Source organism: Micromonospora sp. NBC_01740 (genome assembly GCF_035920365.1).
Classification (GTDB): Bacteria; Actinomycetota; Actinomycetes; order Mycobacteriales; family Micromonosporaceae; genus Micromonospora; species Micromonospora reichwaldensis.
In genome coordinates, this window is sequence record NZ_CP109150.1 from 842,256 (window position 1) to 863,192 (window position 20,937).

General features: G+C 72.9%; 30 protein-coding genes and 1 pseudogene. 19 read left to right on the plus strand and 12 right to left on the minus strand.

Features of this window, described 5'->3' with window-relative positions:
• The first annotated feature begins 17 nt into the window (after positions 1–17).
• From OG989_RS03870 to OG989_RS03880, 3 genes are read left to right on the plus strand one after another with little or no spacing between them, the layout of a single operon-like run.
• Positions 18–1,022, plus strand: coding sequence for a LacI family DNA-binding transcriptional regulator (locus OG989_RS03870; protein ID WP_132230773.1), 1,005 nt, complete (start codon positions 18–20; stop codon positions 1,020–1,022).
• A gap of 56 nt (positions 1,023–1,078) precedes the next feature.
• Complete coding sequence (locus OG989_RS03875) at positions 1,079–1,492, plus strand: RidA family protein (RefSeq protein ID WP_327029676.1); 414 nt, start codon at positions 1,079–1,081, stop codon at positions 1,490–1,492.
• Between the two features lies 1 nt (position 1,493).
• Positions 1,494–2,390: a GNAT family N-acetyltransferase gene (locus OG989_RS03880; RefSeq protein WP_327029677.1), complete on the plus strand. Its 897-nt coding sequence runs from the start codon at positions 1,494–1,496 to the stop codon at positions 2,388–2,390.
• 69 nt (positions 2,391–2,459) lie between these two features.
• On the opposite strand, the gene OG989_RS03885 is transcribed toward OG989_RS03880, so the two are convergent.
• From OG989_RS03885 to OG989_RS03900, 4 genes are all read right to left on the minus strand, one after another.
• Positions 2,460–2,975 (minus strand): O-acetyl-ADP-ribose deacetylase, encoded by a 516-nt coding sequence (locus OG989_RS03885; protein WP_327029678.1) that lies wholly within the window; start codon positions 2,973–2,975, stop codon positions 2,460–2,462.
• Position 2,976: 1 nt separating this feature from the next.
• Positions 2,977–3,768, minus strand: a complete 792-nt coding sequence (locus tag OG989_RS03890) for an EI24 domain-containing protein (protein ID WP_151452990.1) — start codon at positions 3,766–3,768, stop codon at positions 2,977–2,979.
• A 68-nt stretch (positions 3,769–3,836) separates the two neighbouring features.
• Complete coding sequence (locus tag OG989_RS03895) at positions 3,837–4,640, minus strand: MerR family transcriptional regulator (RefSeq protein ID WP_151452989.1); 804 nt, start codon at positions 4,638–4,640, stop codon at positions 3,837–3,839.
• The gene (locus OG989_RS03900; protein WP_327029679.1) at positions 4,633–5,169 is read right to left on the minus strand and encodes a hypothetical protein; all 537 of its coding nucleotides are present in this window, start codon (positions 5,167–5,169) and stop codon (positions 4,633–4,635) included. Before OG989_RS03900 ends, OG989_RS03895 begins: the two co-directional genes overlap by 8 nt.
• 149 nt (positions 5,170–5,318) lie before the next feature.
• Between OG989_RS03900 and OG989_RS03905 the strand changes: the two genes are divergently transcribed.
• A complete protein-coding gene (locus tag OG989_RS03905) occupies positions 5,319–6,305 on the plus strand; it encodes a helix-turn-helix transcriptional regulator (RefSeq protein ID WP_151452987.1) in 987 nt (328 codons plus the stop codon).
• Here OG989_RS03905 and OG989_RS03910 read toward each other — a convergent pair.
• Complete coding sequence (locus OG989_RS03910; protein ID WP_151452986.1) at positions 6,296–7,210, minus strand: SDR family oxidoreductase; 915 nt, start codon at positions 7,208–7,210, stop codon at positions 6,296–6,298. The genes OG989_RS03905 and OG989_RS03910 overlap by 10 nt on opposite strands.
• A gap of 76 nt (positions 7,211–7,286) precedes the next feature.
• On the opposite strand from OG989_RS03910, the gene OG989_RS03915 reads away from it, so the two are divergent.
• The 3 genes from OG989_RS03915 to OG989_RS03925 all read left to right on the plus strand — a co-directional run bounded on the left by OG989_RS03915 (position 7,287) and on the right by OG989_RS03925 (position 9,279).
• A complete protein-coding gene (locus OG989_RS03915) occupies positions 7,287–7,982 on the plus strand; it encodes a nucleotidyltransferase domain-containing protein (protein WP_327031104.1) in 696 nt (231 codons plus the stop codon).
• A 66-nt stretch (positions 7,983–8,048) separates the two neighbouring features.
• On the plus strand, positions 8,049–8,219 hold the full coding sequence (locus OG989_RS03920; protein WP_370518902.1) for a CGNR zinc finger domain-containing protein: 171 nt from the start codon (positions 8,049–8,051) through the stop codon (positions 8,217–8,219).
• A gap of 157 nt (positions 8,220–8,376) precedes the next feature.
• Positions 8,377–9,279, plus strand: a complete 903-nt coding sequence (locus tag OG989_RS03925) for a GNAT family N-acetyltransferase (protein ID WP_327029680.1) — start codon at positions 8,377–8,379, stop codon at positions 9,277–9,279.
• Positions 9,280–9,325: 46 nt separating this feature from the next.
• On the opposite strand, the pseudogene OG989_RS03930 reads toward OG989_RS03925, so the two are convergent.
• The 5 genes and pseudogenes from OG989_RS03930 to OG989_RS03950 all read right to left on the minus strand — a co-directional run.
• A pseudogene (locus OG989_RS03930) lies at positions 9,326–9,679 on the minus strand (alanyl-tRNA editing protein); the annotation flags it as partial.
• A 35-nt stretch (positions 9,680–9,714) separates the two neighbouring features.
• Complete coding sequence (locus OG989_RS03935) at positions 9,715–10,107, minus strand: hypothetical protein (RefSeq protein WP_327029681.1); 393 nt, start codon at positions 10,105–10,107, stop codon at positions 9,715–9,717.
• A gap of 127 nt (positions 10,108–10,234) precedes the next feature.
• Positions 10,235–11,302, minus strand: a complete 1,068-nt coding sequence (locus OG989_RS03940; RefSeq protein ID WP_327029682.1) for a hypothetical protein — start codon at positions 11,300–11,302, stop codon at positions 10,235–10,237.
• 302 nt (positions 11,303–11,604) lie between these two features.
• Positions 11,605–12,363: a GntR family transcriptional regulator gene (locus OG989_RS03945; protein WP_327029683.1), complete on the minus strand. Its 759-nt coding sequence runs from the start codon at positions 12,361–12,363 to the stop codon at positions 11,605–11,607.
• A gap of 3 nt (positions 12,364–12,366) precedes the next feature.
• Positions 12,367–12,897: a GntR family transcriptional regulator gene (locus OG989_RS03950; RefSeq protein ID WP_327029684.1), complete on the minus strand. Its 531-nt coding sequence runs from the start codon at positions 12,895–12,897 to the stop codon at positions 12,367–12,369.
• A 126-nt stretch (positions 12,898–13,023) separates the two neighbouring features.
• Between OG989_RS03950 and OG989_RS03955 the strand changes: the two genes are divergently transcribed.
• The 9 genes from OG989_RS03955 (at position 13,024) to OG989_RS03995 (ending at position 19,251) form a co-directional block, all read left to right on the plus strand.
• Positions 13,024–13,221 (plus strand): hypothetical protein, encoded by a 198-nt coding sequence (locus tag OG989_RS03955; RefSeq protein WP_327029685.1) that lies wholly within the window; start codon positions 13,024–13,026, stop codon positions 13,219–13,221.
• Positions 13,218–14,381 carry a hypothetical protein gene (locus OG989_RS03960; RefSeq protein ID WP_327029686.1) on the plus strand — a complete coding sequence of 388 codons (1,164 nt, stop codon included), beginning with the start codon at positions 13,218–13,220 and terminating at the stop codon, positions 14,379–14,381. Before OG989_RS03955 ends, OG989_RS03960 begins: the two co-directional genes overlap by 4 nt.
• Before the next feature lie 13 nt (positions 14,382–14,394).
• Complete coding sequence (locus tag OG989_RS03965; RefSeq protein WP_327029687.1) at positions 14,395–14,646, plus strand: hypothetical protein; 252 nt, start codon at positions 14,395–14,397, stop codon at positions 14,644–14,646.
• A 1-nt stretch (position 14,647) separates the two neighbouring features.
• Complete coding sequence (locus OG989_RS03970; RefSeq protein WP_327029688.1) at positions 14,648–14,860, plus strand: hypothetical protein; 213 nt, start codon at positions 14,648–14,650, stop codon at positions 14,858–14,860.
• Positions 14,861–14,937: 77 nt separating this feature from the next.
• Positions 14,938–15,120: a hypothetical protein gene (locus tag OG989_RS03975; RefSeq protein WP_327029689.1), complete on the plus strand. Its 183-nt coding sequence runs from the start codon at positions 14,938–14,940 to the stop codon at positions 15,118–15,120.
• Between the two features lie 107 nt (positions 15,121–15,227).
• Positions 15,228–15,599, plus strand: coding sequence for a hypothetical protein (locus tag OG989_RS03980; RefSeq protein WP_327029690.1), 372 nt, complete (start codon positions 15,228–15,230; stop codon positions 15,597–15,599).
• A 16-nt stretch (positions 15,600–15,615) separates the two neighbouring features.
• Positions 15,616–16,095, plus strand: coding sequence for a hypothetical protein (locus OG989_RS03985; RefSeq protein WP_327029691.1), 480 nt, complete (start codon positions 15,616–15,618; stop codon positions 16,093–16,095).
• Positions 16,095–17,225: a hypothetical protein gene (locus tag OG989_RS03990; RefSeq protein ID WP_327029692.1), complete on the plus strand. Its 1,131-nt coding sequence runs from the start codon at positions 16,095–16,097 to the stop codon at positions 17,223–17,225. The genes OG989_RS03985 and OG989_RS03990 overlap by 1 nt, the downstream gene beginning before the upstream one ends.
• Before the next feature lie 79 nt (positions 17,226–17,304).
• Positions 17,305–19,251: a hypothetical protein gene (locus tag OG989_RS03995; RefSeq protein ID WP_327029693.1), complete on the plus strand. Its 1,947-nt coding sequence runs from the start codon at positions 17,305–17,307 to the stop codon at positions 19,249–19,251.
• A gap of 79 nt (positions 19,252–19,330) precedes the next feature.
• Here OG989_RS03995 and OG989_RS04000 read toward each other — a convergent pair whose 3' ends face one another.
• The gene (locus OG989_RS04000; RefSeq protein ID WP_327029694.1) at positions 19,331–19,543 is read right to left on the minus strand and encodes a hypothetical protein; all 213 of its coding nucleotides are present in this window, start codon (positions 19,541–19,543) and stop codon (positions 19,331–19,333) included.
• 102 nt (positions 19,544–19,645) lie between these two features.
• Between OG989_RS04000 and OG989_RS04005 the strand changes: the two genes are divergently transcribed.
• Together OG989_RS04005 and OG989_RS04010 are read left to right on the plus strand one after the other, a co-directional pair.
• A complete protein-coding gene (locus OG989_RS04005; RefSeq protein ID WP_327029695.1) occupies positions 19,646–19,816 on the plus strand; it encodes a hypothetical protein in 171 nt (56 codons plus the stop codon).
• 120 nt (positions 19,817–19,936) lie between these two features.
• Positions 19,937–20,326 (plus strand): hypothetical protein, encoded by a 390-nt coding sequence (locus tag OG989_RS04010; protein ID WP_327029696.1) that lies wholly within the window; start codon positions 19,937–19,939, stop codon positions 20,324–20,326.
• A gap of 71 nt (positions 20,327–20,397) precedes the next feature.
• Here OG989_RS04010 and OG989_RS04015 read toward each other — a convergent pair whose 3' ends face one another.
• A complete protein-coding gene (locus tag OG989_RS04015) occupies positions 20,398–20,646 on the minus strand; it encodes a hypothetical protein (RefSeq protein WP_327029697.1) in 249 nt (82 codons plus the stop codon).
• 27 nt (positions 20,647–20,673) lie between these two features.
• Here OG989_RS04015 and OG989_RS04020 point away from each other — a divergent pair, with 27 nt between their 5' ends.
• The gene (locus tag OG989_RS04020; RefSeq protein ID WP_327029698.1) at positions 20,674–20,931 is read left to right on the plus strand and encodes a hypothetical protein; all 258 of its coding nucleotides are present in this window, start codon (positions 20,674–20,676) and stop codon (positions 20,929–20,931) included.
• Positions 20,932–20,937: the final 6 nt, after the last annotated feature.

Consider the following 20,937-nt stretch of genomic DNA (forward strand, 5'->3'; position numbering starts at 1 on the left):
CGAGGGTGGTAACGGGGATGACGACGGCGCAGCGGCCGACGCTGGAAGCAGTGGCCCGGCGGGCGGGCGTCTCGCGGGCAACCGTGTCCCGGGTGGTGAACGGCTCCACGACGGTCGCCGAGCCCATCCGGGACGCGGTCCGCCGGGCGGTGGCCGAGCTGGGGTACGTGCCGAACCTGGCCGCCCGCAGCCTGGTCACCCAGCGGACCGACTCGATCGCCCTGGTGCTGCCGGAGGCCGCCACCCGGGTCTTCTCCGACGACCAGGTCTTCCCCGGGATCATCCGGGGCGCGGCGCAGGAGCTGGAGGCGGCCGACAAGCAGCTCGTGCTGATGCTGGCCGGCTCGCCCGCCGGCCACGACCGGGTCGAGCGCTACACGACCGGGCGACACGTCGACGGGGTGCTCTTCGCCTCGCTGCACGGCGAGGACCCGCTGCCCGGCCGGCTCGCCCGGCTGGGCATCCCGGTCGTGTGCAGCGGCCGGCCGCTCGACGGCGCCGACGTGCCCTACGTCGACGTCGACCACGTCGGCGGGGTGGCCACGGCGGTGCGGCACCTGCTCGACAGCGGACGCCGCCGCATCGCCACCATCGCCGGCCCGCAGGACATGGTGGCCGGCATCGAGCGCCTCGCCGGCTACCGGAACACGGTCGCCGAGGCCGGCCTGCCGGAGCTGGTGGCGACCGGCGACTTCACCCGCGAGTCCGGGGCGACGGCCATGCGGCAGCTCCTCGCCGAGCACCCCGACCTGGACGCCGTCTTCGCCGCCTCCGACCTGATGGCGCACGCCGCCCTGCGGGCGCTGCGCGAGGCGGGGCGGCGGGTGCCGGACGACGTGGCGGTGATCGGCTTCGACGACATCGAGACGGCGGCGTACACCGAGCCGCCGCTGACCACCGTCCGGCAGCCCATCGTGCAGCTGGGCCGGCAGATGACCCGGCTGCTGCTGCGGCTGGCCGCCGGCGAGGCCATCGAGTCCGTGGTGCTCCCCACCGAGCTGATCCTCCGCGAGTCGGCCTGAGGGGCCGGCGGATAACCGGTCGAGCCGCACGGGGGTCCGGCGGTAGCGTCACCGCCGTGACCCCACCGACCCGGCTGATCCGCGTACCCGCCCTCTCCGACGTCGCCGAGTACGCGTACGCGGCCACGGTCGAGCCGCCCGCCCGGCTGGTGTTCACCGCCGGCGCCTGCCCGCTCGACGCCGAGGGCCGGACCGTCGCGCCCGGCGACCCCGCCGGCCAGGCCCGGCAGGTGATGGCCAACCTGGAGACCGCCCTCGCGTCGGCTGGGGCCCGGCTCACCGACGTCGTCAAGACCACCGTGTACGTGGCGTCGTCCCGCCAGGAGGACCTGGTGGCCGTGTGGGAGGTGGTCCGGGACGCGTTCGGCGACCACGAGCCGCCCAGCACCCTGCTCGGGGTGGCCGTGCTCGGCTACGCCGACCAGCTCGTCGAGGTCGAGGCCGTCGCCGCCGTACGCGGGGAGAACTGACGTGCGAATCCGTACCGCCCGCCCCGACGACGCGCCCGCCGTGGTGGCGATGCGTGCGATCGTGCACCCCTACCTGGTGCGCGGCGTCGAGTCGACCCGGCAGATGATCGCCCAGCCCCCGCCCGGCGAGGACTGGACCGCGTACGTCGCCGAGGTCGACGACGCCGTGGTCGGCTGGGTGTCGGCGTACCGCAACGACCGGACCTCGGAGCCGGACGTCGGCGAGATCTCCACCCTGCACGTCCACCCGGAGCACCGGGGCCGGGGCGCCGGCACCGCGTTGCTGACCGCCGCGCTCGGGCACCTGCGGGACATCGGGGCGCGCCGGATCCGCACCTGGGCGCTGCCGGAGTCGCTGCCGTTCGCCCGCCGGCACGGCTTCACGCCGAGCCGGGAGATGCGCTACTCGGCCCTCGACCTGCGGCCGGCCCCGCCGATGCCGGAGTCGCCGCCGGGCGTACGGCTGCTTGCGCTGACCGACGTCGAGCCGCGTCGGGTCTACCTGGCCGAGGTGGCCGCGGCGGCCGACGAGCCGGAGGACGTGCCCGCCGACGCGATCAGCTACGAGAGCTGGCGCTCCGAGATCTGGGACAGCCCGGGCCTGGACCGCGCGGCCAGCACGGTGGCGGAAATCGGCGGCGAGGTGGCGTCCTTCAGCCTCGTCCAGCGCGACGGCGACCGGATGTGGTCGGACTACACCGGCACGCTGCCGACGCACCGGGGGCGTGGGCTGGCCCGCCTGGTCAAGGCGGCGGCGCTGCACCGCGCCGCCGCCGGCGGCGTACGCGTCGCCTACACCTCGAACGACGAGGCGAACGCGCCGATGCTGGCGGTCAACGTCGGGCTCGGCTACCGCCCGGTCGGGTCGAGCTGGTCCTGCCTGCGCGAGCTTTCCTGACGGTGCGATTCAGCCGACGGCCCGCACCGAGGTCCAGGGCCAGCCGGCGGCCCGCCCCGAGGGCTGGGGTCAGCCGGCGGCCCGCACCCGCTGGGCGACCGCCAGGGTCTCGGCGCCGAAGAGCACCAGCCGGGCCTCGGTGACGTGCGCCGGGGTGGCCGAGCCGAGCACCGACAGGGCCTGCCGTACGGCGTCCTCGACCGGCCAGCCGTAGACGCCGGCCGAGATCAGCGGGAACGCCACGGTGCCCGCGCCCAACTCGTCGGCGATCCGCAGGCTGTTCGTGTAGCAGTCGCGCAGCAGCGCCGAGCGGTCCTCGGCGGCCGACCAGACCGGCCCGACCGTGTGCACCACCCAGCGGGCCGGCAGGTCGCCCGCGGTGGTGGCCACCGCCTGGCCGGTCGGCAGGCCGCGGCCGTACCGGGAGGCGCGCAGCGCCCGGCACTCGTCGAGGATGGCCGGCCCGCCCCGCCGGTGGATGGCGCCGTCCACTCCCCCGCCGCCGAGCAGCGACGAGTTGGCGGCGTTGACGATCACGTCCACCCGCTGCGTCGTGATGTCGCCCCCGACCAGGGTGATCTCCACGTCAGCCCTCCGTGACGGACTGGCCGAGCGAGCGGCGGGCCAGCAGGGTCGCCCCGGCGACGGCTGCCGGCATGACCAGCACCGCGCCGAGCGGGATCAGGAAGCAGACGAAGACCGCCACGCCGAAGCCGAGCGTGGTCGGCCGGTCCGCCTTGAGGTGCGCCCGCCGCTCCGGCAGCCGCATCCCGCGCCGGTAGAAGGGGGCCCCAACCAGCTCCACGGCGAGCAGCCAGCCGCCGACCGCCGCCCCGATCACCGGCACCACGGTCTGGCCGACCACCGGGATGAAGCCGGCGGCGAAGAGCGGGATGCCGAAGAGGATCGACAGGCCCACCAGCCGCACCGAGTCGGCGATGCTGCGCCGCAGCGACGGCCAGAACGGCACGTCGACCGCGCCGGGCGTGCCGCCGAGGCGCTCCTCGACGCGTTCGGAGATCTTCTCGTAGAACGGGTCGCCGATGACCAGGGTGACGGCGGTGAAGGTGACGACCGCGAGCAGGCCGCCGAGGCCGAGGAATGCCAGCCCGGCGATCACCCGGACGAGGCTGCGCCCGGTGGTCGACCAGTCGTCGGCAAACGGCGTCACCAGCGCGGCCAGGTCCTCGACGAAGTACGCCAGGGTGGCGAACGCGGCCACGAAGATCGCGCCCGAGATCAACGCCGGGATGACGCCGAGCAGCATCAGCCCGGGGCTGCGGACGTAGAGGCCGAGGCCGCGCAGGAGCAGGCCCACGCCGGTGAAGAACCGGCCGGCGGCGCCGGTCACGGGCGCGGCGATGCGGGGTGCGTTCACGACCGCAGAGCCTAGTTGTACCCGGTCATGAGGGTGATCGCAGCCGGCCGGGCCTCCGGACCCGCGCTCTACTGCCAGGTGGCGGTGTCGGGGTCGATGTCGTGAGCGCGTGCGCTGGCGTCGATGCTCTGCCGGAACCACGTGGTGAGGCCGGCACGGATGCCGTCGTAGTGGGCGGCGAATGCCGGATCGGCCTCGTACCTGCGGCCGAGACAGACCTGCATCTGCCTGGTGAGGGGAAAGTACGAGGAAAAGACCTCGCGGTGCCGCTCGACGAGTCGATTCGCCTCCGGGCTGCCAGGGGTGACCCCGGCGTCCATCGCGTCGCCGAGGGCACGGTCGAGGTCGGCAACGGTGTCGGCGACGGCCTGCCATTCCTCCGGGCTGCGAGAGGCTGCGCGTTCGGCGTACTGCTGCCACTGCGTCGTGTCTCCGTAGCGGTGACGGGCCTGGGCGTGCCGGTCCGGGTCCCACTGGGGGCCGAAGATCGCGGCCTGCTGCTCGACGGTCAGCAGCAGGCCGCGCTCGTGGGCGTCGATCATGCGATCCAGTCCGGCGCTGAGCTGCTGGAGACGGTCGATCCGCTGGGCGACCTGGATGCGCTGCGCGCGCAGTGCGCCGGGCACGTCCGCGGTCGAGTCGTCCAGGATGGCCCGGATGCTGTCCAGACCGAGGCCGATCTCCCGGTAGACGACGATGCGGTGCAGGCGTTCCAGGTCGCCGGCGGTGTAGAGCCGGTAGCCGGCAGTCGTGCGCAGCGACGGTCGCGCCAGACCGATGTCATCCCAGTGGTGCAGCGCGCGGACCGTCACGCCCAGCCGCGTCGAGACCTGGCCGACGGTCAGGCCGTCGGCGTCGGTGGCATCAGGCATGCTCCGCATTGTCGCCGCGACCGCCGCCCGGTGGGGTGATCCCCATGGCTTCAAGGTTCCGCGCCTCCTGGCTGGCCGGATCGAAGGGCTTCGCCGCCGTGAAGACGATCCGTGCGTTCTCGGGGGTGATCACCTCCACGTCGCGGGTGTTCCAGGGGGTGTCCCGGGGGCCGTCGACCGAGTCCGGGTTCAACGCACGACAGGCCTCGACAAGGGGATCGATCTGGCTGAGCACGCCCGAGAAGCTGAAGCTCATCGCTGGTGGCTGCGCCGGGACGCTCTCCGCCGAGCGGAGGAGCACGTCCTGGAACGCCCACCGGCGCAGGTGCACGAGCGTGCCGGGGATGCTGAACAGCTCGAAGAACCCGAGCCCACGAGTCCAGAAGTCCACCGACGCCGCCAGGTCGCTCGTGGGGATCGTCACGAACGCGGGCATCCCGTAGATGCCTCGGAACGGCTCAGGCGCAACCGCGTCCGGGCCCGGATCGGGCACGGGACTCATCTCGAAAGCGTCGTAGTAGTCACTCATGTACCCCACCCTGGGGCCTTACGCAGCGTGAGGGTCAAGCCGCATCGGTGCCGGTCCTACCGCTGGCTGCGGCCAACGTCGTGGCCGCCGTACACCCGGTAGGCGGACCGCCGGCTGGGGACGTCGAGCGGGCACGGCAGGATGGATACGTGCGGGCGGCCCGGTTGATCTCGTTGGTCCTGCTGCTCCAGGCGCGGGAGACGATGACCGCGGCGGAGCTGGCGCGGGAGTTGGAGGTCTCCGAGCGGACCGTCTACCGGGACGTGCTGGCGCTCTCCGCCGCCGGGGTGCCGGTCTACGCCGACCGGGGCCGGGCCGGCGGCTACCGGCTGCTCGGCGGCTACCGGACCCGGCTGACCGGGCTGACCCGCGACGAGGCGGAGGCGCTCTTCCTGGCCGGGTTGCCCGGACCGGCGGGCGACATGGGGCTCGCCGACGCGGTGGCCTCGGCCGAGCTGAAGGTGCTCGCCGCGCTTCCACCGAGCCTGCGCGACGCGCCGGTGCGCACCGGGCAGCGCTTCCACCTGGACGTGCCGGGCTGGTTCCGGGAGGCAGGGCCGCCACCGTGGCTGACCGAGCTGGCCGGCGCGGTCTGGCGGGACCGGGTGGTCGAGCTGCGCTACCGGCGCGGCGACCGCGAGGTCGAACGCGAGGCGCACCCGTACGGGCTGGTCCTCAAGAGCGGGGTCTGGTATCTCGTCGGCCGGGTCGGCGGCGCGTACCGCACGTACCGGGTGGACCGGGTCACCCACGTCGGGGTCCAGACCGCGACCTTCGACCGGGACGCCGGCTTCGACCTGGCCGGATACTGGCGGGAGCAGGCCGAGGAGTTCCTGCGCGGCATGCTCCGGGCCGAGGTCACGATGCGGCTGAGCCCCGTCGGCCTGCGCCGGCTCCGCTTCGTCGCCGACGCCCCCTTCGCGTACGACGAGGCGCTCGCCGCGGCCGGCGAGCCCGACGGGCAGGGGTGGGTGGTGACCCGCCTGCCCGTCGAGTCCGTCGACGTCGCGTACCCCCAGTTGCTGTCCCTGGGGCCGGAGGTGGAGGTGCTCGGCCCGCCGGACCTGCGGGAGCTGATGGTCGACGCCGCCAGGCGGTCCGCCGCGGTCTACCGGGTCGCGCCCGGTCAGCGGTAGCCGGTCACGTCGGCCGGTCTGTCCGTCTCCACCACCTCGGTGATGTAGCGGAACCCGTCCGGCCGGCTGCCGTCGACGTCGGTGAACCCGTACACCTGGGACAGCTCGCCGGCTGAGACGGACGCCTGGTTCCAGCGGGCCCGGTCCTCGTCGGCGGCGAGCGCGGCGACCGCGCGCCCGACGAAGGCCGGGGTCTCCGAGATGAGGAAGTGCGGATCCTTGGCGGCGCCGTCCCGCCAGTTCTCCTCGGTGACCCCGAAGTGCTCCAGCATCGCCTCGGACCGGATCCAGCCCGGTGTCAGCGCCACGGCGGTGCCGCCGTGCGGCTTCAGCTCGTGCCCCCAGACGTACGCGAGCCGGTTGACCGACGTCTTCGCCAGGTCGTAGAAGACCGACAGCCGGTAGTGGTCGTCGTTGTACGCCTTCGTGCCGTCGCCGACCTCCACCACCAGGCCGCCGGGGCGGCGGATCAGCAGCGGCAGGGCGAAGTGGGCGGTCACGACGTGCGTGTCGATCGCCAGGCGCAGGCTGCGGAAGCCGGCCTCCAGCGGCTGCTCCCAGACCGGCTTCTCCCAGGTGGTCAGGGGGTCGCCGCCCCAGATGTCGTTGACCAGCACGTCGAGGCGGCCCTGCTCGGCGTCGATCCTGGCGACGAGGTCGCGGACCTGCTCGGGGACGAGGTGGTCGACCCGGACCGCGATGCCGGTGCCGCCGGCGGCCGTGACCAGCTCGGCGGTCTCCTCGATGGTCTCCGGGCGGTCCATCTCGGAGCGGCCGGCCCGGCTGCTGCGGCCGGTGGCGTAGACCGTGGCACCGGCGGCGCCGAGCTGCACCGCGATCTGCCGGCCGGCGCCCCGTGTCGCCCCGGCGACGAGCGCGATCTTTCCTGTCAGCGGTTTCGTCATGCGGCGAGCCTGTCAGCGATACCTGACAGCCGAAGTCCGGTTTCGCGAAGCCGTGTCGTCCGGCATGCTCGCCGGCATGCACCTGCTGCTCTCCGGGATCGTCGGCTCGGTCGCGTACGGGCTGGCCGGGCCGGGCTCCGACGTCGACCGGATCGGCGTCTTCGCCGCGCCCACCGTCGCCTTCCACGGGCTGCGCCCGCCCCGCGAGTCGGTGGTGACCACCGATCCCGACATCACCCTGCACGAGGCGGCGAAGTGGTGCCGCCTGGCGCTGAGCGGCAACCCGACCGCCACCGAGCTGGCCTGGTTGCCGGAAGACTGCTACGAGACCCGTACGGAGTTCGGCGACCGGCTGGTCGCCATCCGCTCGGCGTTCCTCAGCGCGCCCCGCGTCCGCGACGCCTACCTGGGCTACGCCGGCCAGCAGTTCCGCAAGCTGGAGTCCCGGGGCGACGGCACGTTCTCGGCCGACACCCGGCGGCGCACCGCCAAACACGCCCGGCACCTGGCGCGGCTGGTGCACCAGGGCCGGCTGCTCTACGCCACCGGCGTGCTGGAGATCCGGCTCGCCGACCCACAGTGGTTCCGCAGCTTCGGCGAGCGGGTGGCCGGCGGCGCGTTGGCCGAGGCACGGGCCCTGATCGCCGAGGCGGAACGCGACTTCGACCGGATCCGCACCCCGCTGCCGGACCGCCCGGACGAGGCGGCCGTGGAACGCTGGCTGCTCGACGTGCGCGCCGCCCACCTGCCGCCGGGTCCCGCCACGCCCTGACCCCCCGGGCCGATCCTGGCGGGGCGGCGCGGCGGACAGCCGCTGGCCAGCATCGCCCGGGACGCGGTGGACCTGTTCACCGGCCCGTACCGCGACCGCATCCGCGAGTGCGCCACGCACGACTGCTACCTCGTCTTCGTGGACACCTCGCGCCCCGGCCGGCGACGCTGGTGCGCGATGGAGCGCTGCGGCAACCGGCACAAGGTCCGCTCGCTGCGCGCCCGCCGCGCCGAGTAAACCCGTTGCCCGGCGGCCGCGGTCCGCTGTTAGGGTTCCGGCACGCCCTCGTCGAGGAAAGGGAGGTGAGCGCCGTGTCCACGACATCGCTGTGCTCCCGCCCGGCCACGAGGGCACCACGGTTCTGAGCCGGGGGCACGAAACCCGGAAGGACCTCATGACCGACCTGGTCATCCGCCCGCTCACCGCGGGCGAGGAAGCACTGTTCGACTCCCTGCCCCACACCAGGCTGGTGGGGCGCGCCGCCTTCGGCGACAACTACTCCGACATGGCCGCCGACGGCCAGTACCGTCCCGAGTGGAGCTGGGTCGCCCTGCGCGCCGGCACCGTGGTGGCCCGCGCCGCCTGGTGGGGTGGGCCGGACGACGAGTCTCCGCTGGCCCTCGACTGGCTCGACTTCACCGACCACGAGGCCGCGGTCCGGCTGCTGCGCGCCGCGCCGCTGCGGGCCGAGTACTCCCTCTCGTTGCCATCCGGCTGGCGGGACGACCCGGCCGTCCGAGCGGAGGCGCAGGCCCGGATCGACGCGGCGACCGCCGCCGGCATGTCCCCGCTGGTCGCGCGGTACCGGTACCGGTGGACGCGAGAGCACGGGCTGCCCGCCCGGCCCGGCCGGTTGGAGTTCCGCCCGGAACCCGACGACGCCGTGATCCTCGACGTGCTGCGCCGCATCGGCGAGGGGAGTCTCGACGCCCACACCCGCCGCGCCGCCGCCGAGCACGGGCCGGAGGCGGCGGCGCGGGAGGAGCTCGACCTGTTGCGCTGGCTGCCGAGCCCGCGCGACTGGTGGCGGCTGGCCTGGACGCCGGCCGGTGAACTGGTCGGCGTCACCGTGCCGGCCCGCAACCACAGCGATCCGGTCGTCGGCTTCGTCGGCGTGGTGCCCGAGCAGCGCGGGCACGGCTACGCGTACGACCTACTGGTCGAGGCCACCCACCTGCTCGTCGAGGCGGGAGTGACCGAGATCGTGGCGGCCACCGACCAGACGAACCACCCGATGGCCGCCGCCTTCGCCCGGGCGGGCTACCCGATCGAGCGGGAACGCATCGATCTCGTGTGACGGCCCGGCTCCCGGCGCCGACGACCGGCGCCGGGAGCCACCCGGTTCAGTCGGCCAGGCGTACGCGGACCCGACGGTTGGCCCGCCCCTTGCTCTCCACCTTGACCACCTGCACCTTGCCGATCTGCGCGGTGGAGGCGACGTGCGTGCCGCCGTCGGCCTGGACGTCCAGCCCGACGATGTCGACGATCCGCACCTCCTGCTCCTCCGGCGGGATCAGGTTCGACTGGGTACGGATGATGTCGGGCAGGGCGAGCGCCTCGTCGCGGGGCAGCACCCGCACGGCCACCGCCCGGTCGGCGGCGACCTCGGCGTTGACCAGCTCCTCGATGCGGCTCTTGAAGTCGGACGGCACCTCGGGCAGGTTGAAGTCCATCCGGGCCTCGCCCGGCTCCATGTCCTCGTGATGACGGACACGGAGCCCACGGGCGCGGCTCATCCTGCCTGGGAGAAGCGGTAGCGGCTGAGCGCGACGACGTTGGCGTCGATGCCGCAGGTGTCGGCGTCTACTCCGGTGGCCGGTACGGAGTCCCAGAGGGCCCGGTCCTCTTCGCCGTCGAGGAGCTGGTCGGCTCGACGCAGCCGCTTCGCCTCCCACTCGGCGGCCTCGGCGCGGGCACGCAGCTTGCGGACCTGGAGGCGCCAGCCGGTGACCAGCGCGCCGACAAGAAGCAGAAGCGCGGTGAGGGCGGAGAGCAGGTCGGCGGTGCCGAGTTCGCTCGCGCGGTGCAGCCGGTAGGCCACGGCCACGGTGGCGAGGGTGGCGAGGGTGGCAAGGGTGGCGCTGGCCCAGCGGAGCTTGCCGCGGGCTCGGAAGGTGCCGTGCATGGTGCTGATCAGCTCCGATCAGGTTGTGCTGGGACGGGGTGATCGGAGGCCGGGGAAGCTGCCTCCTGCCGGTCCGGTGTGCGGGGTGCCGGCGCGGTGCTCGCGGTGTTGCTGCGGGCGGGCGCGGTCAGGCAGGTCGTGGGTCGATGTGGCTGTCGCGGCCGAGTGGCAGGTGTGTGCGTGGCCAGAGGGCCCGCAGCAGTTCCTCGACGGGCGGTTCTGGCGGGCCGGCAACGGCGGTGGCGGCGAAGTCGATGCCGTGTCCGCCGGGTGGCTTCATGCCGGGCTGGGCCAGCTCGTTGGCGGGTTCCTCGCCGGGCTGCGGGCAGTCGCGCATCGGGGCGTCGTCGTCGGCGGGTGCGCCGGGGTCCTGGTCGGTGATGGTGCGTACGACGCCGCGGCCGTGGTCGGCCGGTTTGGGCCGCCGCTTGCTCGAGCAGAGCGGTACCTCGAGGGCGTCGCCAGCGGCGACGGGCGGTGCGGCGATGGAGGGTGGCGGGCCGGTGGCGGGGATGGGGCCGATGACGACGGGCAGGGGCGGCAGTGGCAGCTCGATGGTGGGCGGCACTGCCGGCGCCGGCTGCGGCGTCGTGGGCGTGGTGGCTGGCGGCGCCTCGGTGGCGGGCTCGCTCGGCTGGGCCGGGGCCGGCGCCGGAGTAGTCGGCGTCGGCGGGGCTGGGGTGGGATCGACGGGCGCGGGTGCCGGCGGCGGCGTGGTCGGCACGGCGACGGGCGGGATGTCCACGACGACCGGCGGGATGTCGACCACGACGGGCGGCGGGTCGATGACGATCGGCGGCGGGTCGAGCGGCGGCACCTCGACGACGGGGTCGGCGGGCGGCTCGGGCTCGGCCGGCTTGCTGGGCTCCGGCGCGGGCTCGTCGGTCGGCTCCGGTTCCGGCTCCGGCTCGTCGGCGGGCTCCGGCTGCTCGTCCTCGCGGGTGTGGGGCGTCTCGTCGCGCTGCGGCTCGGGCTCCGGCTCGTCGCGGGGCGGGTCCGGGCGTGGGTCCAGGCGGTGGCCGGGGATCCGGTCGGGCAGCTCGTGGCCGTCGAGCAGACCCCCCGGCTGCTCGACGGCCGGCGGCCGGTCGGCGTGCGCGGCGGCCTGGTCGGTGGCGAGTGCGCCGAGGATGGCGCCGCCGGTGATGGCCGCCCCGAGTATGAGACGGCGGACGATGCTGGTCGTGGCCCTCACCTCCCCCAGGTGATCGCCGTGGTCCCGTGGACGGGACTTCTCTGAGTTACCGCTTACCTACCGATAGTTGTCGTTGGGAAAGCTTCCTGCGTGGACCCTAGTGTGGTCCCGCCCGGATGCGAGTAGCCATCATCGAACAGATGTCCGCCCGTCGCACGGGTGGTTGAGACTGAGTGGCCGATCAGCCGGGGTCAATAAATGATCGACTGTCCGTTGTGCCCCGACTGCTCACCGCGATCTTATCGCCATGTGCGAAGTTGAGTAGATCCCCGTAACGCGCTGAGTAGCCCGAGGGCTTGCGATCAGGACGGCCAGCGGTACCGCACCTCGTGCCGATGGCCAGCCTTCACCATCAACTGGCACTCCACCGGCCGGCCGTTCGCCGCGATCGCCACCCGGAAAGTGCGCAGGATCGGCACCTCCGTCGGCAGGTCCAAGGCTACGAACTCGTCCGACGTCGGCGGCCGGGTGGAGATGACGTCCTCGAAGGACACCGGCTCCACGCCCAGCTCGGCGAGTACCGCCGGCGACCCGCCCTTGATGAGCTTGCGCCCGGCCAGCGGCGTGCCGGCGGCCAGGTCGCGCGGGTAGAAGGTGTGCACCAGCTCGACGGGCTCGTCGTCGATGGTGAGCAGCTGCGCGCGGCGCACGACGGGATCGCCGGCCTCGATGCCGAACGCGCGAGCCACCTGGACGGGGGCGGGCAGCTCGCCGACGTCGAGCAGCCGGGACGCACCGCGCCGGTCGTGGGCTGCGGCTTCGGTGATCCAGGCGTAGGGCTGGCCGGGCATCGACGGCTTGGCGTAGTCGGCGGGCGTGATGGTCCGCTGCTGGGTGCCGCGAACGAACACGCCCCGACCCGGTTGACCCTCCAGGTAGCCCTCCGCCTTGAGGATGCCGAGGGCGTTCTGGATGGTGGCGCCGGGGGCGTCGTACTTCGCGCCCAGGGCAGCGGTGGAGGGCAGCTTCGCGCCGGCCGGCAGATCGCCGGACATGATGTCGGCGCGCAGGTCGGCGGCGATCTGCTGGCTGCGGGGGCGGGGGTCGCGGGGGGTGGGCATGGCTCAGCCTGCCTGTCGGACGTAGCGGATGTGGCGGCCGGCGCGCATGACGTTGATGTCGCACTGGTAAGGCTGGCCGGTGTCGTCGAGCAGGATCCGGGTCAGCTTGAGCACCGGTTCGGCCTGCTCCAGGTGGAGCGTGGTCCGCTCGTAGGGCGTGGACCAGCGGGCGGTCACGTCCTCGCGCACCTCGGCGGGGATGTAGCCCAGCTCGCCGACGAACCGGGCGGTGCCGCCAGGAACCTTCGCCGGGTCTGCGAGGACGGTCATCTCCGCGATGCTCGCTGGCCAGTGCGAGGTGGCGATCTCCACGGGCTTGTCGTCGGCGAGGATCAGCCGGCGCCGGATCACGACCGGCGTGCCGGCCGGTAGGCCGAGATGCGCGGCGATGTCGGGCAGGGCCGGGACGGTTTCGACGTCGAGGATGCGCTGGCTGCCCCGCTCGCCGGCCGCTGCGGCTTCGGCCGCCCACGCGTCGCCGGCCGATGGGCTGAGGTACTGGTCGGAGGTGGTGGTCCACCTCGGCTGTCCCATGATCCGGCGCTCCTTCGGTCGGTCTGATCTTCTCGCTGACCTTACTGCCTGATGCCGCAAGTTCTTTGGTAACGCGAAGCCTAGCGCACCTTGCTGCCTTACGGATATGGCTGTACGGTGACCGCCATGGACTTCCGAGCCGACCTCTACGGCAGCGACCGCCGCTACCAGCGCACCGAGCGGTTCAGCGCCGACACCCAGGACGAGGCGTGCGAGACCGCCCGGCGGCTTACCGTGGCCCACGGCCACGACCACGCCCTGCTCTACGTCTGCGACGGCAACGGCGGCGCCACCCTTGCCGCTGAGGTGGGGGCGGAGCAGTGAAGACCGACGAGAACCGCGACCGGGACCAGCTCGCCGTCTGGGGCGAGCGCATCGCCCTCGGCACCGCCGTCCTGCTTACCGCCAAGGGCGAGTTCGACCTCGCGGTCATGGCCCACTTCGCCGTGTGGATCGCCTGGCTGTACCCGCTGATGCTCGACGTGTACGTGATCACCGCGTTCCACAAGCGCCGCTGGCTCGACGTCGCGATCAGCCTCGCCCTGATGCTGTTCTCCCAGATCGCCGTGCACCTGGTGCCCGTCTTCATCACCGACGGCGAGCAGGTGCCGTGGGGCCTCGTCATGGCGGTCGCCTGCATCGCGCCGATCGTCGTGGTGCGGGTGAAGGCCCTCACCGGCAAGACCCGCGAGGAGATCGAGGCTGCCAAGCGTGACGACCAGTTCGCCGCTGACGCCCGGAAGGCGCGGGCGGAAGCGGCCGACGCCGACCGGAAGAGGGCGGAAGCTGAGGCGGCGCTGGAGGCGGAAGAGCGGAAGCGCGCCGAGGCGGAAGAGACCGCCCGGGCGGAAGCCGAGCTGCGGCGGAAGGCGGAAGAGCGCGCCGACGCCGAGGCGGAAGCGCGGGCGGAAGAGAGCCACGAGTCGGAGGCGGAAATCGCCCGCCTGATCCGGCACTCCGAGGAGGTTCAGGCTTCCGCCCGTGACGCCCGCGCCCAGGCCGCCGAGGCGTCCGACCAGGCCGCCCGGGTCGCCGGCCAGTTGGAGGAGGCGCGGCTGATGGCGGAGCGGGCCGTCGCCGACAAGATGGCCGCTGAGCAGCGCTTTGAGGCTCTGGCCGAGTCGCGTCAGACGCTCGCCGAGGAGTTGGCGAAGTCCCAGCAGGTGATCGCTCGGCTTCAGCAGCGGGCGGAAGCCGGGGCCCGTCGGCAGGCGGAAATTTCCGCCCCGCCGACGCGGAAGAAGGCGCCTGCTCTTCCGCCTTCTCTTCCGGTTGATGTTCCGCCCGTGGACGGCGTCAGTTCCGCCACTGTGGCCCGCGTGATTTCCGCCTTCCGCCGGAACCCGGGCGGCACGCGGAAGGAGATCGCGGCTGCCGCCGACACCACCGATCGGACCGTGCGGGCGGTGCTCAACAGCATCCCCGTCGACCACCCGGCGCTCGCCATTGAGTCCGCCGACACCGACGACCGCGCCGCGGTCTGAGAGGGAGACAGCCATGTACGGAACTGCCTACGACGAGACCGGCACCACCCGGGTACCTGCTGGGGAGGCGGACTACCTCAGGAAGGCCGCCGATCTGCTGGACAAGGCGTCCGCCGAGAACGAGCGCACGTCCTTCTCCCGGGCGCGGGATCTGGGGCGGCTCGATCTGGCGGAGCGGTACGCGCAGCTCGGTGCCATCCAGCGGGGGCAGATGCCCGCCAGCCTGGCGCGTGTGCTGTTCGAGCAGCTCAGCAAGGAGAACTGAGATGTTGCGAGCCCTGCGCCGGCTGCGCTGGCCGATGAGCCACGAGACCCGTATCGCCCGCTTCTCCTACCGGTGCGCCCGCGCCCGCCTCGCCGAGGTCGCCGAGGAGAGCGTCGAGGAGACCGACGCGTACCTGGCCGCGAACGACTGGGTCATCGCCGCCGAGCAGCGGCTGCCCTGGTGGAAGCGCCTCGACATCGACCTGACCGCCTGACCCGTCCACACCGCGGGGCCCGGCCCCACCTCCTACAGCCGGACCGGGCCCCGCACTCCCAGAAGGAGAGACCCATCATGTCCCACACCGTCGACCACGACATCGACCTGGCCCTCGACGAGCCGTCCACCAGCCCGAGCCGCCGCCACAGCCGCGGCGACACGAGCCTGTCCAACCTGGTCCTCGCGTACGCGGTGGTGCTGGCGCTCGCCGCGTTGTTCGCCGGGTTCCTCGGCGCGATCTCGGGGGACCTGCTGTGAGCCTCGACGTGACGCAGCGTGGAACTGCAACCTGCAATGCAGGATCGCCCGACCTGCCCGCTGAGCGCGAAACGGCCCTGAACGAGGCCGAGATCCTGCAACCTGCAATGACGGACAGTGACCGTCGCCCGTTCGACACGTGGGCGTGGCTGGCGAAGTTCGGCCCGTACTTCACCCCGCCGGAGCTGCTCGGTGAGCGGCGTCCCGCGCTCGCCACCATGCGCGTGTACGCGACCCGGGGCCGGTACACGCCGACCCTCCACGGCGTCCTGCGCGCCCTCGGAATGGCCTACTTCCGGGGCTGGGCGGCCCCCAACCTGATCGCCGCCCGCCTGTGGGAGTGGCTGACGGAGCGGCCCGGCCGGTTCGTGGTCGTCGCGGTCACCGTCAAGCTCCTCACCTTCCTGCCCCCGGTCGCCTGGCTGGTCGACCACCTCATCAAGCCCGGCGCGGACCTCGCGCTGTGGCTGTTCCTCTGAGCCGAAGGAGATCGACGTGAAGAAGTGGAAGGGGCGGATCAAGGAGTCGCTCACCGACCTGCCCCAGTTCGTCCTCGCCTGGATCACGCAGGTGATGGCGTTCCTCGGCGGCGCGTTCGCCGTTGCCACGTTCCTCGGTGACTGGCTCGACACGGCGCTTGGGTGGATTCCGTGGAAGTGGGTGCCGGTGGCCCTGCTGTTCGCCATCACTCTCGGCGTTCTGCTGGACCTGCTGTGGGACGCCTTGCCGGAGCGCATCGCTCTGTGGGGTGCGTTCGCGGCGCCGTCGGTGGCCGCCGCTGTGCCCGGCAACCTCGGGGACACGGTGCAGGGCTGGGCGGACGACCTGAAGGGGGCCCTGCGGGACGGGCTCGCGGAGTGGTTCGGGGACCAGCCTGCGATCGGGCTGACGGTGATCTGCCTGATCGGCGTGGTGCTGGGCGCGAAGTATGCGCTGCCGGCGAAGGCGTCGAAGAAGACGGCGAGGGTCGCCTGATGGGCCTCGACGTTCTGTTCTGGATCGTGGTGCTGACCTGGATGACGAAGCGCGGCGCCGAGGACGTGCTCTACGCCGTCAAGGGACAGACGCCCCCGCGCCACCGGGAGCGCATGGAGCGCATCAAGCGAGGCGAGTCGCAGGCGCGGTACGGAGCGCGCGGCTGGCTGGACGACGCGACGGAGGACTTCCTCCGTGCTAACACCCAGTGGCGCCGCAGTCGGGCCGCGAAGAAGGCCGCCGAGCGGCTCAGCGTACCCATCGACGACATGGTCGACGTGGTCCGCGAGGACCGGCACGAGAACCGGCCGCCTGCCTTCCCGACCGGCGGTCCTCTCTGCCCGGTGTGCCTCGTTACGACCGTGCCGGCCGGCGAGGAGTGCCCGACCTGCACGTTCTGGAAGGAACTCGACGAAGCGAACGAGCGCCGGGAGGCCGAGTGGAAGGCGGGGATGCGCCCGACCGGCGACTACGAGGAGCCGACGTGCGTGCAGTGCCGTGAGACGCCCGCGCAGCCTGGCTCTGCGAGATGTGCCGGATGTGACCGACGCGAGGAGGCGGAGGCCGAGATGCGAAAGCCGACCAACCGTGACGACGAAGACGAGTTGACCGCCGACGACGTGCTCAACGCACTGGCCGGCCCGGGCGGGCTGTTCGCCGGTGGGGTCAACCCGCCGAAGTGCTCGTGGCACCAGAAGCCCATGCAGCAGGTCGACGGGCAGCTGGTGTGCCCGGCCTGCATCCACATCGTGCCGCAGCAGCCGGCGGCCACCGACGACCGTCCCGACGCCCGCATCTACCAGTTCCCGACCGTCAAGACCATCGAGGAGATCACCATGGCTACGTCCGAGGTCACCGGCCTGTCCACCGCCCTCGCGTTCGCCGCGCAGACCGCCGCCGTGCACGCGTCGTTCTCCAGCGCCGGCACCGAGAACTACGTCGCGGCGCTCGCCCAGCACGGCGTCGGTGACGGCACCATCGGCTCCGCCCGGGACGCGATGGAGAAGTCGGCCATTGCCGCGGCGGCGTGGGAGCAGCACCGCGACGACCTGGCCGCCCAGCACACCGTGAAGGAGGCCTACCAGGGCAGCCCGGACGCCGGGAACAAGGAGTTCCTGCTCAACGGCTGAGCCCGGCTCCCGCCGTGCGGCGCAGGCTCGCGGGTCTGCGCCGCCGCGGTGGAAGCCGGGACACCCGAGGGAGAACCAGATGAGCACGACCGTCGAGGCGCCCGAGCAGGAGACGCCGATCGTTGAGGGCGGGTTGCGTCCGCAGCTTGCCCCGCACGCCGCTGTCGGCGCCCTGGTGGTGGCCGCCGCCGCCTGCCGCGCTGCCGTGCACCTGGTTGGTGACGAGCAGGTGGTGGCGACGTGGGTGGCCGGTGCGGCGTTCGTGGTCGCGGTGGTCGCGGCGACGCGGGTGCGGCGGCGGGTGTTCGACAAGCGGGCCCGCCGCCGCGCGTACGCGTTCCTGGCTGTGGCGGTGTCGTGGCTGGCCGGCGTGACCGTGGCCGGGCTGTCGCTGGGCGCGGTGGGGCTGCTGATGGCCGTCGGGTACGGGCTGTCGATGCACTGGTGGCGCACCCACCCGGTCGGCCTGATCCAGCCGAAGGTGTCGCGGTCGGAGTACCAGCGGCTGTGGTCGGAGAACGTGGGCTGTTCCGACGGGGTGCTGCCCGGGTCGCGGCTGACCGCCCCCGAACAGATCAAGGCGGGCCTGCGGTTCGCGCTACGGCTGCGGCACGGCAGGCAGTCCATCGAGATGGTGACCGGTGCCCTGTCGAAGATCCGGGGCGGGCTGAAGCTGCTCCCGGAGCAGCAGCTCATCGTCGAACCGCACCCCAGCGAGCCGGAGCCGACGGTGCTGCTGACCATCGTCACGAAGTCGCCGGTCAAGCAGAGCGTGTTGTGGCCGGGCCCTGAGGCGTTCGACGCCGAGACCGGGCAGGTGCGCCTAGGCCCGTTCGTCGATGGCGAGGGCTGGGCGACGTGGCAGGTGTACACCGAAACCCGCCTGCTGGGCGGCTACCTCCAGGGCGGCACCAACGGCGGCAAGTCGCGCACGATGGAGATGCTGGCGCTGACCATCGCCGCGTCCCGATCGCATCCGACGGTGATCCTGTACGCCGACGGGCAGGGGGGCGCGTCGTCGCCGCTGCTGATGGAGCACGCCGACGCGAAGGCGCGCACGCCGGAGCAGGCCCTGGCGATGCTGGAGGGCATGTACCTGGTGATGCAGTTGCGCCAGGACGAGAACGCCGTCATGGGGCTGCGTGGCTTCACGCCCACCGACGACCGGCCGGGCCTGCTGGGTTTCCTCGACGAGTGCCACAAGCTGCTCGACAAGGTCAGCAACCCGCTGTACTGGGCGCGGACGCAGTTCCTGGCGATGTCCATCGCCTCCGAGGGCGGCAAGGTGGGGGTGGCGCTGGTGCTGGCGTCGCAGCAGTCGACGCTCGACGCGTTCGGCGGCGCTGGCAGCCCGTACGCGGAGAAGATCCGCGGCAACCTGCTGACCGGCAACGGTGCGATGTTCAAGGGCAAGGACGCGAACGCCAAGACGGTGTTCCAGGTCAACGTCGACCCGCGGACGTTCCCCGACATGCCGGGCTACGCGTTCTTGGTGAACCCCCGCCCGGGTGCCCGCTCAGCGCCGTTCCGCAGCTGCTACCTGACCGACGAGATGGCCGAGGAGTGGCCGCACCGCATCGTGTGGCGCTCGCTGGACGCGGGCGCGGCGGCGGCGTGGGGTGACAGCTACCTGCGGCGTGATGAGCTGGCGGACGAGGCGCTGGAGGCGGCGAAGCGTCGTATCGCTGCCCGGCGTGCGGGCGTGGTGGTGGAGCCGACGGTGCCGGCGCAGCGTCCGCCCGCCCCGGCCGAGGAGGCGCCGCTCAGCTCGTTCGGTGGCCTGTCGTTCCCGTCGTGGTCGGAGATGGTGGCCCAGGCCCAGCAGGACGCGCAGACGGCACTGAAGGAGGGCCACGAGAAGGTGCTCGCCGCGATCCGGGCCGGGCACACCAGTCCGAAGGCCATCCAGGATGCCACCAGCTACTCGGAGCGGCAGGTCCACAACCTGCTCGTCGACCTGCTGGCGGCCGGGGCGGTGGCGAAGGCTGGCCGCGGCGCCTACCAGCCGGTGCGGCAGGTGGCCTGAGCACGATGAAGCGCCCCCGCCCGGCCCGAAGGCTGGACGGGGGCGCTGTCGCGTGTGGAGCGGTGAGGTAAGCGCGTTCCTATTCCTGTCCCTCACTGGCGTTCGCTGCCGCCCGGGCCTGGCGGCGTTGCCGGAGGTCCAGCTCGCGGCGTAGGGCTCGCTCGACGAACGCGGCGAACTTCTCGCCGTCGGCTTCGGCTGCGGCGTATGCCTCGTCCCATGTGGCGCCGATGCGGATGCTGCGGCCCTTGGTCTGCCCTGTTGCCGGCCGTCCCGGCTTCCCGTCTGCCATGGGAAAAATGTAGCACAGAAACTTGCCCCCACCTGTAGACCCGCGCCCCAAGCCGTGCCATACTTGTATTACAAGAACGGCCAACGAGCAGGGGAGACAGAAATGACGGAGCGGGAGATCGGCGAGCAGGCCCCCGAGGGATGCGAGGTCTGCGGCGAGCAGGGCGCGATCGTCCGCCCCCACCCGAACGGCGGCAAGTACGAGGTGTGCCTCCCCTGCCACCGCTACGAGGTCACCCAGGCCGAGATCGACGCCCTCGCCTGCCTCGTCTGACCCCGCCAGGGGCCCGGGCAACCGGGCCCCACCCACCCCGGAAACCGCTTACCTGAGCCCCGCCAGTCGGCCACCCGACAGCGGGGCTCCTTCGTGGACGCTGGCCGGTACGGTGCCCGGATGCGCCGACACCTCCACCTCCCCGCCGCGCTGCTGCTGGTCGCCGTCCTGGCCGGCTGCGGCAGCGACCCTGAGCCGGCCGCCGCGCCGCCCACGTCCGTCCCGGCCGCCACCAGCGCCGCCCCCTCGCCGAGCGCCGACGAGCGCGCCGGATGCCGCGCCGTCGGCAACCTCGGCGCGACCGACCTCGACCCCGCCACCAACCGGGCTGCCGGCGAGCTGGCCATGCAGTCGTCCGACGCGAACATCAAGCAGGCCGGCGTTGACCTCATCGCGGCGGCCAACGACGCCCTGGCCGAACCCGGCCCGGCCGCGAACCTCGCCATCGCCGAGGCGCAGCTCGACGTAGCGAACGCGTGCGGCGCCGCGTACGGCGACGGCCCCTGGTAGCCCGGACACAGCGAAGCGCCCTCCCCGCCGCCATGAGGCAGCAGGGAGGGCGCAGTCGTTGCTGGGGTGGGTCAGGGCTGGCCGAGGTCCCGCCGCGGGGTGTGCTTGGCGACGTAGCCGGCGACGAACGCGATGGCCGTCGGCACCAGCGGCGCCACGAACACCTCGACGACGTCGGGCAGGCCGGAGATGAGGTTGGCGTCGGCGACGCCGTTGAGGATGGCGAGCAGGGCCAGGGACCCGAGGTAGGTGGCGATGCTGGCCGCCTTCACCTTGGTCTCGACCGGCGCGCTGGCCGGGGCCGGGTTGTACTGGGTCACGGTGTACCTCCTGGGTACGGTCGTTGGATGGCTGGGTTACCGCAGTTGCGTGAGGCGGCATGGCTGTACGGGCCTGGCGACCCGTGGGCGCCGCTCGCCCTGGTGCGGCTGTTCGAGCACCGCGACGGCGGTGGCTGGGAGATCCGCCTGAACGACCCGGCGGCGGCCGAGACGCAGACGGCGTTGCACCCCGACGAGGCGTCCGCGCGGGCGGAGCTGGCGCGGCTGTACGCGCTGGGTGAGGCTGACGGGCGGTGGCGCGTCCGCCAACCCGACGGCTACTGAGGCGGT

What these genes read in the sequence shown, in the direction of transcription:
- OG989_RS04005 (WP_327029695.1), top strand. Translation starts at nt 19,646, where the DNA reads ATGACGGAGCGGGAGATCGGCGAGCAGGCCCCCGAGGGATGCGAGGTC.
- OG989_RS03895 (WP_151452989.1), bottom strand. Translation starts at nt 4,640, where the DNA reads ATGCCTGATGCCACCGACGCCGACGGCCTGACCGTCGGCCAGGTCTCG.
- OG989_RS03950 (WP_327029684.1), bottom strand. Translation starts at nt 12,897, where the DNA reads ATGGGACAGCCGAGGTGGACCACCACCTCCGACCAGTACCTCAGCCCA.
- OG989_RS03900 (WP_327029679.1), bottom strand. Translation starts at nt 5,169, where the DNA reads ATGAGTGACTACTACGACGCTTTCGAGATGAGTCCCGTGCCCGATCCG.
- OG989_RS03965 (WP_327029687.1), top strand. Translation starts at nt 14,395, where the DNA reads ATGTACGGAACTGCCTACGACGAGACCGGCACCACCCGGGTACCTGCT.
- OG989_RS03915 (WP_327031104.1), top strand. Translation starts at nt 7,287, where the DNA reads ATGCACCTGCTGCTCTCCGGGATCGTCGGCTCGGTCGCGTACGGGCTG.
- OG989_RS03925 (WP_327029680.1), top strand. Translation starts at nt 8,377, where the DNA reads ATGACCGACCTGGTCATCCGCCCGCTCACCGCGGGCGAGGAAGCACTG.
- OG989_RS03955 (WP_327029685.1), top strand. Translation starts at nt 13,024, where the DNA reads ATGGACTTCCGAGCCGACCTCTACGGCAGCGACCGCCGCTACCAGCGC.
- OG989_RS03980 (WP_327029690.1), top strand. Translation starts at nt 15,228, where the DNA reads ATGACGGACAGTGACCGTCGCCCGTTCGACACGTGGGCGTGGCTGGCG.
- OG989_RS03990 (WP_327029692.1), top strand. Translation starts at nt 16,095, where the DNA reads ATGGGCCTCGACGTTCTGTTCTGGATCGTGGTGCTGACCTGGATGACG.
- OG989_RS03870 (WP_132230773.1), top strand. Translation starts at nt 18, where the DNA reads ATGACGACGGCGCAGCGGCCGACGCTGGAAGCAGTGGCCCGGCGGGCG.
- OG989_RS03995 (WP_327029693.1), top strand. Translation starts at nt 17,305, where the DNA reads ATGAGCACGACCGTCGAGGCGCCCGAGCAGGAGACGCCGATCGTTGAG.
- OG989_RS03935 (WP_327029681.1), bottom strand. Translation starts at nt 10,107, where the DNA reads ATGCACGGCACCTTCCGAGCCCGCGGCAAGCTCCGCTGGGCCAGCGCC.
- OG989_RS03975 (WP_327029689.1), top strand. Translation starts at nt 14,938, where the DNA reads ATGTCCCACACCGTCGACCACGACATCGACCTGGCCCTCGACGAGCCG.
- OG989_RS03970 (WP_327029688.1), top strand. Translation starts at nt 14,648, where the DNA reads ATGTTGCGAGCCCTGCGCCGGCTGCGCTGGCCGATGAGCCACGAGACC.
- OG989_RS03910 (WP_151452986.1), bottom strand. Translation starts at nt 7,210, where the DNA reads ATGACGAAACCGCTGACAGGAAAGATCGCGCTCGTCGCCGGGGCGACA.
- OG989_RS04000 (WP_327029694.1), bottom strand. Translation starts at nt 19,543, where the DNA reads ATGGCAGACGGGAAGCCGGGACGGCCGGCAACAGGGCAGACCAAGGGC.
- OG989_RS04010 (WP_327029696.1), top strand. Translation starts at nt 19,937, where the DNA reads ATGCGCCGACACCTCCACCTCCCCGCCGCGCTGCTGCTGGTCGCCGTC.
- OG989_RS04020 (WP_327029698.1), top strand. Translation starts at nt 20,674, where the DNA reads ATGGCTGGGTTACCGCAGTTGCGTGAGGCGGCATGGCTGTACGGGCCT.
- OG989_RS03945 (WP_327029683.1), bottom strand. Translation starts at nt 12,363, where the DNA reads ATGCCCACCCCCCGCGACCCCCGCCCCCGCAGCCAGCAGATCGCCGCC.